Genomic DNA, 10,141 nt, shown 5'->3' on the forward strand with positions numbered 1-10,141 from the left:
ACTAGAGTTATTTATAAATATATACATTAAATAGAATTTTTAGTGTGAATAAGAGTATGCGTAAAAGAATATTAAGTTAATATATTTCCGTTATTTAGTCAAAGACTCTTTTGGGGGAAAATTTGAATTATTATTTTATATATTTAAACTTTATTCTTGGGATTTAAATAAAATTTCATAAAGATGATTATAAAAGGTCAAAGGGTGATTGTTATGGGAAAAATATTAATCGTTTCAAGTTCTAGTAAGAGTAAAGAACTTTTAAATAATCTTACCAAGGAAAGTGGAAATTATGATATTTCATTAGTTAATAATGCAAGTGAGTGTAAAAAAATAATAAGCGAAGTCATATTTGATTTAATTATAATTAATTCACCATTAAGTGATGATATGGGAGCTAACTTAGCAGTATTAATAAATAAAAATACAGAATCTTCTGTTATATTAATAGCTAAAAGTGATTACAGATATACGATTAATGAAGATTTAGAAGCTAAGGGAATATTTATAGTTGAAAAACCTCTAAACAAAATAGTTTTTATAAATGTAATTAAGATGTCACTTATTCATAGAAAAAAGTTTAAACAAATTATAGAAGAAAATAAAAAATTAAAAGTTCGAATAAATGAAATAAAATTGATAAGTAGAGCTAAGGCTGCACTTATGCGATATTTAAGAATGAGTGAGAGTGAAGCTCATAGATATATTGAAAAACAAGCAATGGATCTTAGGATTACAAAAGTTGAAATTGCGAGAAACATACTAAAAATCTATGAAATCTAAATATAAAAATTCGTTTTAAAAATAAAATGGTTATACTTATTATAATTTATGGGAAATATAGATATGGAAAATATATAACTAAGAAAGGATGTTTATTATGAAGGCATTTGTAAATAAAGATACATGCATAGCATGTGAAACATGTCCAGCTGTTTGTCCAGAAGTATTTAGTATGGATGATGATGGATTAGCAGTTGCTATAACAGATGACATACCAAGTGATTTAGAAGATAGCGCTGTTGAGGCTAGAGACAGTTGTCCAGTTGATGCAATAGATATAAAAGAATAAAAATAAGCTGTGTCGATATGAATATATTCATTTTGACACAGCTTATTTATTTGTAAATAAATTGTTATACTATAGAATTTTTATAATACCTGAATCTGAATCATCTTTATTTGACAATTTATTTTTTTTGAAAAATACAGTAAGCAAGATAAGAGCAATAATTAAACAGATAAATTCAGATACAGCCGTAGTTATCCAAATTCCGTTTCCACCAAATAAAGAAGTAAGAATAAATAAAGTTATTGTTACTATAACTAAACTTCTTCCAAGAGATATTATGGCAGAAGATACTGGTCTCTCTATTGCAACAAAGAATCCTGAAATTATTAAATTAAACCCTAAGAATAAGAAAGATATAGCATATTGTTTGAATACTAATACAGTAGTATTAAACAATTTTGACTCATTTGGATTTATAAATAAAGATGTAATATTGTTTGCAAATAATAAAGAAATTGTAAATACAGCTACAGAAGCAATTAGAACCGTTTTAAGTCCTAACTTAAATAAATAGATAACATTTTTTGATTCACCTGCACCAAAGTTATAACTAATTAGAGGCTGAACACCTTGTGTAATACCTATCATTGTCATAAGTATTAAAGTATTAACATAGCAAATAACACTATAAGATATTAAGGCATCTTGGCCTATTAATCTAAGTAAACTTTGATTAAATAAAATTGTAACTATACCTACACTTAGTTCTGAAGTACAATCAGGGAATCCTAAGCAGATAATTCTTTTTATAGTACTAAATTCAAATTTAAATTTTGTAAATTTTAGATTAGATTTTTTTCTTAAGAAATGACTTAAGAAAAATATAGTGGAAAGCACTTGAGATATACCTGTAGCAATAGCCGCACCTTTAACGCCATATCCTAATTTAATTACAAATATATAATCTAATACTATATTAGTAATAGCTGATATTAATACACCAATAGTAGCTAAGAATGGGAAACCATCAGCTTTTACTATTACCTCTAAAGAATAAGAAACTATAAAGAATATATTAAATAAAGATATTATAAATAAATAATCTTTTACATACCCTATAGTATCTGGTGTTGCACCTAAAAAATTAGAGATAGAGTCTAAAGCTACTAAAGAAACTACTGTTATTATAATTGCAAGTATTATTATAGTAAATAAATTTAAAGTAAAAGCCTGATTTGCTTTTTCAATGTCTTTTTTACCAAGATACATAGCTATTATAGTAGATGCACCGGTAGAAAACAACACAGATATGGCAAATACAAAATTGATAAAAGGCATTGATATATTTACAGAGGCTAATGCCAATTCACCTACGCCTTTGCTTACGAATATACCATCTACTATTGTGTAAAGAGAAAATACCCACATAGCCACAACTGATGGTCCTAAATACCGTAAGAATTGTTGAAATAACTTTCTATTCATTTTATCACTCCTCATATTAATATGATAAAGCTTGGTATAGTACCAAGGTCAATAAAAAAACAAATATTTTTAATACTATTGAAAAATTTTTTTCTTTGTGAAATAATATAATATCAGTAAAAACTAATAAAGGAGCAAAAATGAAAGACTACTATAAAATTGGAGAAATATCTGAAATGTACGATATGAGCAGAGATTCATTAATGTACTACGAAAAATTAGAAATTTTAAATCCAATTAGAGATGATAACGGATATAGATTATATAGTATTTCAGATATATGGAGACTCAACTTAATTAAAGAATTAAAAAGTTTAGGATTTTCTTTTAAGAAAATAAAAGAGTATTTAGATAATAGAGATATAAAATCAACGGGTAAATTATTAAATGATGGAATACATTTATTAGATGATCAGATTTTAAAATTATTAAGACAAAAAGAAAATATGAGAAAAAGAATGGAAGCTATTGAATATACCTATAAAAATTCTAATTTAAATAATATAGAATTAAGTTATATAAAGCGAAGAAAAGGTATCATATTAAATGGACAAATCAAAAGAGATGAAGAATTTGATTTATTAATACAAAGACTTCAAAAAAATCATAATAATAAGATTAGTATTTTAGGAAATAGTAATTTAGGAGCTACATTTAATATGAGATCATTAAAAGAAGGTATAACTACGGATTTTGAATCTGTTTTTTGTCTTTTAAAAGAAGATTCACAGGATTATAATATAGTATTTGAAGAGGGATACTATGTTACTCTAACTTATGGAGGCGACTATATAAATAATCACAAGTGTATAGAGAATATGTTTGATTTTATAGAAGAAAATAATTTAATAATAACTGGTAATCCTATTGAAATTTATAAGATAGATATTCATGAAACGGAAAATAAAGATGAATTTATCACAGAAATTCAAATACCTATAAAATGTTAAAGATGATGTCAGAGTGAACATCATCTTTTTGTTTTATTCAAATACTATTCTACCCATATGGGAGACGTTATAGTTTTTTTATTATTATTTTGAGTTACGACTACATAATAAAAGGTATATTTTTTTACTTTTTCTAATGTGAAATCTAATTTTGCATAATTTGAATTAAAATATTTTGTTTCGATTAAATCATTATTATTACTATAAACCTGAATTTTATTAATCTTATCATTGTCGTCATTGTCAATGGCACTTATTGTGAATTTAAGCATTTTAGGTTCTTTAATTATACTTCCCATAGGAGATTTGTTGATAAAATAGTCTACTTTTATATTTTTATCTTCACTCACATAAAGTCTTCTATTTTTTAAGGCATCAGATAAACTTTCCTTTGTTAGCTCTTCACATAAAACAATATTTCTAAATTCACAACTTACATTAAAACTATCTTTATCATCTACAATAAGTGGAGCTAAATGCCAACCATTATTTAATGCTTCAATATAATGATTAAAATTAAGTTCATATTTATTATTATCCAATTTTATTTTTTCAACTTCAAATAAAGAAACAACTTTATCTCCATAAGGTGAGTATTAAAAAAATCTATGTTATTATAATTTTTATTATATTTAAATTGACCAATTAAATCCTCGTCTCTATTAAATAATTCTTTATACATAATTTCTAAAGATAAATTATCTTTTAAATTAAAGGGATGTTGGCAATCCAATAAATTTATTTTTGTAAAATCTTTTTCATTTTTTAATTTAGTAGAAAATTCAAAACCGGGAAAAGATATGAATTCGCCGTCAACAGAATATTTATCACAAGCTTTCATAAGTTTTTTATATTTCTTACTGTCAAGATTTTTATTATTTTTAAAGTTTTTAGAATCAATATTTTCTGAAATAGATATAAAATTTATATTCTTGGAAAATCTGGAAATAGAAATTAATTCATCGGCACTTATTAATGAATTTGATTTTGTATTATCAAAAAATGACCCTCTATAATGATTAAGAAGAGGTGCACCTACACTAAAATACCATTCTGATAAAATAATATTTTTTTTATTAAACTCATCATAGTACTCTAATCTAGCAACCTGAATGCCTCTTTTAAATCTATTTTCAGGTTTATAATATATGTACTTTGTATTTATTTCTGATTTTTTAGTAACATCCTCATAATTAATATAAAGCTTAAGATTGTTTAATTTACTCTCATTTATATTAGAATAAGAAATTTTAATATCTGGCTTTGAAACAATATATTGCTCGCCTTTATGAGGAATTAACTTTTCTATTACAGGAGTATTTATATCATCAGAATATACATTAATATTACTTTCATTAGTATTATAAATAGCAAAAATCATAAATAGTATTAAGATAAAGGCACTAAATTTTTTCTTCATTATTTAATATCTCCTTCTTAAAATATTGTTTTCAACTTTGTTACTTGAGCAACGGGCAAAGCCGTTGGCCATATGAGTGAAGAAAATTTTTTATAATTAAAGACTTACTTAATATAAATTGATTAAATTATTTTTTACTTTAAAATATAATTTATTCTTTTTTCCAACTTAAAAATAAATAATGTTATTATAGTATTTTTTATTGTACAAACATAAAGGGACAAGAGTAGATAATATAATGTATAAAGATTTTAAATGAAATTTTATGTAAGGATTTAACGCTAAGATACGATTATAAGGAGGGAAAAATAATTAAAAAAATTTATATATTATCTTTAATAATTATAAGTATTAGTTTATTTCTAACAGGATGTGTTGTAATTAATACGGGAGAAAGCTCTGAAAATGCGCAAGAGGAATATTCTCAAAATGCTCCAACAAAAGAAGTTATTGTAAAAGAAAACTCAAATAGTAGTAACAATAATACTGATAATAATATGAATTATACTAATATCCATGATGGATATATATTTGCAGATAGTTATTGTAGATATTTAACAGAATCAGATTTAGTAGGTCTTAATGAATGGGAGTTAAAAGTAGCTCGCAATGAAATATATGCAAGGCATGGAAGGTTGTTTAAAGATACTTCACTTCAAAATTATTTTGATTCTTGCTATTGGTATAAAGGATATATTTCTTCAGAAAATTTTAATAATGATAGTCTTAATGATTATGAAATATATAACATTAAACTTATTAAATCATATGAATAAATAATATATTTTGGGTAACTACAATCTTATTAAGGAGGGGCAATATGTTAGTAGACTCAATAGAGATAAGTGTAAATAAAAGCGATGCTATAAAGCATATATTTAGAAGAACTCCATTAATAAGCAAAATAGAGCAATTTAATAAAAAAGTAGAAGATATTCACTTAGAATATATAGAATTAAAAGTATTAAAATATGAAATTATTTATAAAAGAAAAAATAAAGGAACTTTTAGAAATGATGATATAAGAAATATAATAACTATGATGGTAAATACTTATAATGGCAATTCTCAATCTGTAGATTTTATACCAAAGACAGTAAAGAGATATATATCAAAAAGTTGCATAAAAAGATCATGTATAAAAGAAGAATATATGATTGAAAAGGTTAAGAATGAAATAATAAATTACTTTGAAATAAAATCTAAGGGTAATTATATAGAAAAACAAAGTATAAAAAGTATAAAAATACTAGAAATTAGCAGTATATATAAACCTTACTGGATAGGCTATTATAGTGGAAAAGAGGTATTTGTTGATGCATAAAAAGCTGTAAGATAATTCTTACAGCTTTTTATTGATTATTTTTTATTTTGTGTTAAATGTTCTAGGGATTTTAATGTATAACCTTCTTCTTCCCAGTGAGTTATGACTTCATCTAATATTTCGCAGTTAGTCTTAGAGTTTGAATGAAGGAGTACTATGGCACCAGGATGTGTTCTTGAGTATATTTTATTCTTTGCAAACTCATGAGTTGGTTGTTGATTATTATACCAATCTACATAGGCAAAGCTCCAGAATATAGATGAATAACCCATATCACTAGTATATTTTAAAGATTCCTCGCTAAATTTACCCATAGGAGGTCTAAAGTACTTAGGCATTTCTTTGCCAGTTACTTCCTTATAAGCATTAGATACACTCAATATTTCATCTTTAAATTTGTCTATGTCATGTATAGATGCCATTGAAACATGACTCTTTGAATGGTTACATACTAAGTGACCTTCTTTTTCCATGCGTTTTATTATATCTGGATTATTTTCTATATAACTTTTTACCACAAAGAAGTTAGCAGGCGCTTTATGTTTTTTTAGTACATCTAGCATCATGTTTGTATATCCATTTTCATAGCCTGAATCAAATGTTAAATATATTACTTTTTCATTTGGATTTCCTACATAATAAGTATTATACTTTTTAAAAAAATTAGCTTCTTTAATAGGTTCTGGTTGCTTACCATCTTCTCTTGGATTGAAGTACCAGTTATATTCAACTGTACTTAAATCATTAGAAAAAATTTGAGCCTTAGCTTTGTTAAGTAATGAAGGGTCGTGTATAACTAAAAATCCAAAGATTAAAGCCAAAGTACATATAATCATGCAATTTCTTAAAGCAACTTTCTTCAAAATAAAACCTCCTTTTTAATCTTTAAATGGTACTGTACATATTATGGCCAAAAGAAATATAATAAATTTATTATCAAAATATTTATTTTAGTGATAATATAATAAGGTTAATAAATATAAGTTTTAATAAGAATATGAAAGGATAAGAAATGAAACTAGAAAATATAAAATCACTAATAGATAATGTTATATTTCTTGATATAGAAACAAGTGGATTAAATCCTTATAATTCAGAAATATTAGAGATAGGTGCTATAAAAATAGAAAATAATAATATAAGCTCTTTTCATACTTTTGTTAAAAATGAGAAAGAAGTACCACTAGAGATTTTTTCTTTATGCAAAAATTTAAAAGAAGAAGATTTAAGTAAAGCTCCAAATTTATATATGATTAAAGATAAATTTATAAATTTTTTAGAAAACAAACAAATAATTTGTCATGATATAGAGTTTAAAGAAAAATTTTTAAATTATTATTTTCCAGAAATAAAAAATGAAATACTAGACTCTATGGAACTATCTGTAGTTTTAGAGCCTTATCATAAAGAGTTTAATTTAGAGTATTTAAAAAATACCATAACTAATGATGAAAAAGAAGAAAAGCATAGAGCTTTAGAAGATGCAATAGATACAATTAAAGTTGTAAATGCCCTACTTATTAGACTTTATCATGAAGAACGTAAAATGATAACTCTTGAAAATTTAACTTTTCAAATTGACTCATATTTAAATAAGTTTTCTCTTGGAAAATGGAAATGGAGTAAAATAATAGATAATGTAAACTATGAAATAAAAGATATAGATGTTAAATACAATGAAGAGATAAAAGAAAAAAAGTTTCTTAGTCCTAATATGAAAAATAATCTTATAGATCATAGATATTGTTATGAATACTTATTAAAAAAATCTGATTTATGGGAGAGTAAAAAAGGTTTCAGTTATGAGTTTAGACCTGGTCAATTTGAGCTATCAAAGGTGATAAGGGAAACAATGAATACTAGAGGAGAAAATATTGCTTGCATAGAAGCTCCAACAGGAATAGGAAAAAGTGTTGGTTATTTACTTCCAAGTATAATGGAAAGCTACTTAAATAATAAACGAATAATTATATCTACTGATACTAAAGAGCTTCAGACACAACTTATTAAAAAAGATATACCAAATGTTATAAATTCTTTAGGACTTAAAGACAAAATTACTTTTGGTTATATGAAGGGCAAAAGTAATTATATTTGTGTTGAAAAACTTGAAAAATATAAAGAGGAATATGATAGTAAAAAACCAAGTTTAAGAGAAATAATATCAATAATTATATTAGAAAGATTAGTTAAAGATGGGTTATACGGAGATATAGAAGAAATTAATTTTTGGATACTGACAAATTTTCCAGATATAGTTACTCATCTAAGAAATATAGCTTGTGACCCTAACTTGTGTAAGCCTAAAAAATGTTTTAAGGAATGTTTATATAAGAAAAGAGTAGAAGAATTAAAAGAAGAAGATATTACAGTGGTAAATCATTCTCTTCTTGCCAAATGGCCATATAAAGATGAAAAGCCTATAGAAAATTTAATAGTTGATGAGGCTCATAATTTAGTAGAAAAAGGATATGATTTTTTTGCCAGTGAGGTAGAATATAGAAGTTTAAAATATTTTCTACAAGAGATTTATCCAGCTGAGCTTATTTATAGCAGCCCCTTTGCTTATTCATTTAAAGGTAAAAGAATAATAAAACCTTTTGATAGATTTTACACTTATATAAAGCTTGAAGCAAATAATAAAGCTAAAATTAGTAGGGAAATAAATCTAATAATTGAAGAGGCTGCTTATATTTTGGATTATGGTATTAAAAATGACTATTCTTCATTATCTAATTATGATTTAAGTTGGGAAGTTAATTTGCAAAGTGATGAAAAAGCAGGCTCTATTTTTAGAGATAAAAGATTTATGGATATTAACTATAAATCTTATGGAGATTGTATAAAAAATAGCTTAGACAAAATTTTATCTAATTTAAAGTCTATACTGTATATATTAGATAGGCAAATGGATGATGATAATTTAGATAAAGAAAATGAAACTTATAAACAAGGTGAAAGTAAAGTTAAAGATCTAGAAGCTTTAAAAAATACTATAGAAGTTTTTTTAGAATATGATGAAAAAGACCTTTATGCAAGAATAGTAAATATAAATAAGGACTTTAACAATTTTTTATTTCAAGTGGTTCCTTTAAATATAGCAGATTTATTTGAGGATAAGATTTTAAGTAGTTTAGATTGTGGAGTGTTTGTATCAGCAACATTAACTGTTAATAATAATATGAATTACTTTACTAATACTCTTGGAATAGATAGATTTGTTTATAGAAAAGAAGTAATTGAATCAATCTTTGATTATAAAAAGAGAATCAAAATTTTAACTTTAAACAATATATCTTCTTATAAAAATAAGGAATTTATAAATGATATGAGTCAAATAATTTCAGATTTATCAATAAAAACAAATGGGCACATTTTATCGCTATTTAATAGTAAAGATAGAGAAGAAAGAACTTATGAAGTATTAAAAGAATTTCTCCACGAAAATGGAATCGAAATTTATTTAGATAAAAGAGGAATTAAACATTTAAAAGACTTAAATAAAAAATGTGTTGTATTAGGCTCAAAAGGATGCTTTGAAGGTGTGGATGTACCTGGAGATGGATTAACTTGTGTGACTCTTGATAAAATTCCTAATTTAAATCCAAAAGACCCTTTATATTCTACTATAATGAAAAAATTTAATAAGCAGTACTATGAAGTAAATAAACCTCAAATGATTATAAAGTTGAAGCAAGCAATGGGAAGAATATTAAGAAGTAAGTATGACTACGGATGTTTTGTAATATTTGATGGAGGAAATAAAAATAATTTATATAGATTAAAAAGAGATTTGCATGATTGTGATATTATAGACACTACTGACTCAAATCTATATCATATAATGAGTAAACATTTAAATAATTGTAGAAATGAGATTATAAGGGAATTAATATATGATATTTCAGATAGTAGCATAATAAAAAATGAAGAAAATATGAGTGTAATAA

The 10,141-nt window shown here is 24.5% G+C and carries 10 protein-coding genes; 6 read left to right on the plus strand and 4 right to left on the minus strand.

Translation table 11 applies throughout. The annotated features are described in order from the left end of the window. Positions 1-213: 213 nt before the first annotated feature. Both J7G74_RS13660 and J7G74_RS13665 read left to right on the plus strand, forming a co-directional pair. Entirely contained in the window at positions 214-783 is a 570-nt protein-coding gene (locus tag J7G74_RS13660; RefSeq protein ID WP_297136347.1) for an ANTAR domain-containing response regulator, read from the plus strand. A gap of 97 nt (positions 784-880) precedes the next feature. Then, on the plus strand, positions 881-1,072 hold the full coding sequence (locus J7G74_RS13665) for a ferredoxin (RefSeq protein ID WP_297136349.1): 192 nt from the start codon (positions 881-883) through the stop codon (positions 1,070-1,072). 69 nt (positions 1,073-1,141) lie between these two features. Here J7G74_RS13665 and J7G74_RS13670 read toward each other — a convergent pair whose 3' ends face one another. Next, entirely contained in the window at positions 1,142-2,497 is a 1,356-nt protein-coding gene (locus J7G74_RS13670; protein ID WP_297136351.1) for an MATE family efflux transporter, read from the minus strand. A gap of 140 nt (positions 2,498-2,637) precedes the next feature. Here J7G74_RS13670 and J7G74_RS13675 point away from each other — a divergent pair, with 140 nt between their 5' ends. After that, positions 2,638-3,447, plus strand: a complete 810-nt coding sequence (locus J7G74_RS13675; protein WP_297136353.1) for a MerR family transcriptional regulator — start codon at positions 2,638-2,640, stop codon at positions 3,445-3,447. Between the two features lie 44 nt (positions 3,448-3,491). On the opposite strand, the gene J7G74_RS13680 is transcribed toward J7G74_RS13675, so the two are convergent. Both J7G74_RS13680 and J7G74_RS13685 read right to left on the minus strand, forming a co-directional pair. Continuing rightward, complete coding sequence (locus tag J7G74_RS13680; RefSeq protein ID WP_297136355.1) at positions 3,492-3,989, minus strand: hypothetical protein; 498 nt, start codon at positions 3,987-3,989, stop codon at positions 3,492-3,494. A gap of 2 nt (positions 3,990-3,991) precedes the next feature. Then, positions 3,992-4,867 (minus strand): hypothetical protein, encoded by an 876-nt coding sequence (locus J7G74_RS13685; protein ID WP_297136356.1) that lies wholly within the window; start codon positions 4,865-4,867, stop codon positions 3,992-3,994. Positions 4,868-5,364: 497 nt separating this feature from the next. On the opposite strand from J7G74_RS13685, the gene J7G74_RS13690 reads away from it, so the two are divergent. Then, entirely contained in the window at positions 5,365-5,643 is a 279-nt protein-coding gene (locus J7G74_RS13690) for a YARHG domain-containing protein (protein ID WP_297136358.1), read from the plus strand. A gap of 44 nt (positions 5,644-5,687) precedes the next feature. After that, positions 5,688-6,191 carry a hypothetical protein gene (locus J7G74_RS13695; RefSeq protein WP_297136360.1) on the plus strand — a complete coding sequence of 168 codons (504 nt, stop codon included), beginning with the start codon at positions 5,688-5,690 and terminating at the stop codon, positions 6,189-6,191. A 35-nt stretch (positions 6,192-6,226) separates the two neighbouring features. Here J7G74_RS13695 and pdaA read toward each other — a convergent pair whose 3' ends face one another. After that, on the minus strand, positions 6,227-7,054 hold the full coding sequence (gene pdaA, locus J7G74_RS13700) for a delta-lactam-biosynthetic de-N-acetylase (protein WP_297136362.1): 828 nt from the start codon (positions 7,052-7,054) through the stop codon (positions 6,227-6,229). Positions 7,055-7,203: 149 nt separating this feature from the next. On the opposite strand from pdaA, the gene J7G74_RS13705 reads away from it, so the two are divergent. Continuing rightward, positions 7,204-10,141, plus strand: a 2,938-nt coding sequence (locus J7G74_RS13705) for a helicase C-terminal domain-containing protein (RefSeq protein WP_297136364.1), incomplete at its 3' end; no start/stop codon positions are given.

Source organism: Terrisporobacter sp., from assembly GCF_017888745.1.
GTDB lineage: Bacteria > Bacillota > Clostridia > Peptostreptococcales > Peptostreptococcaceae > Terrisporobacter.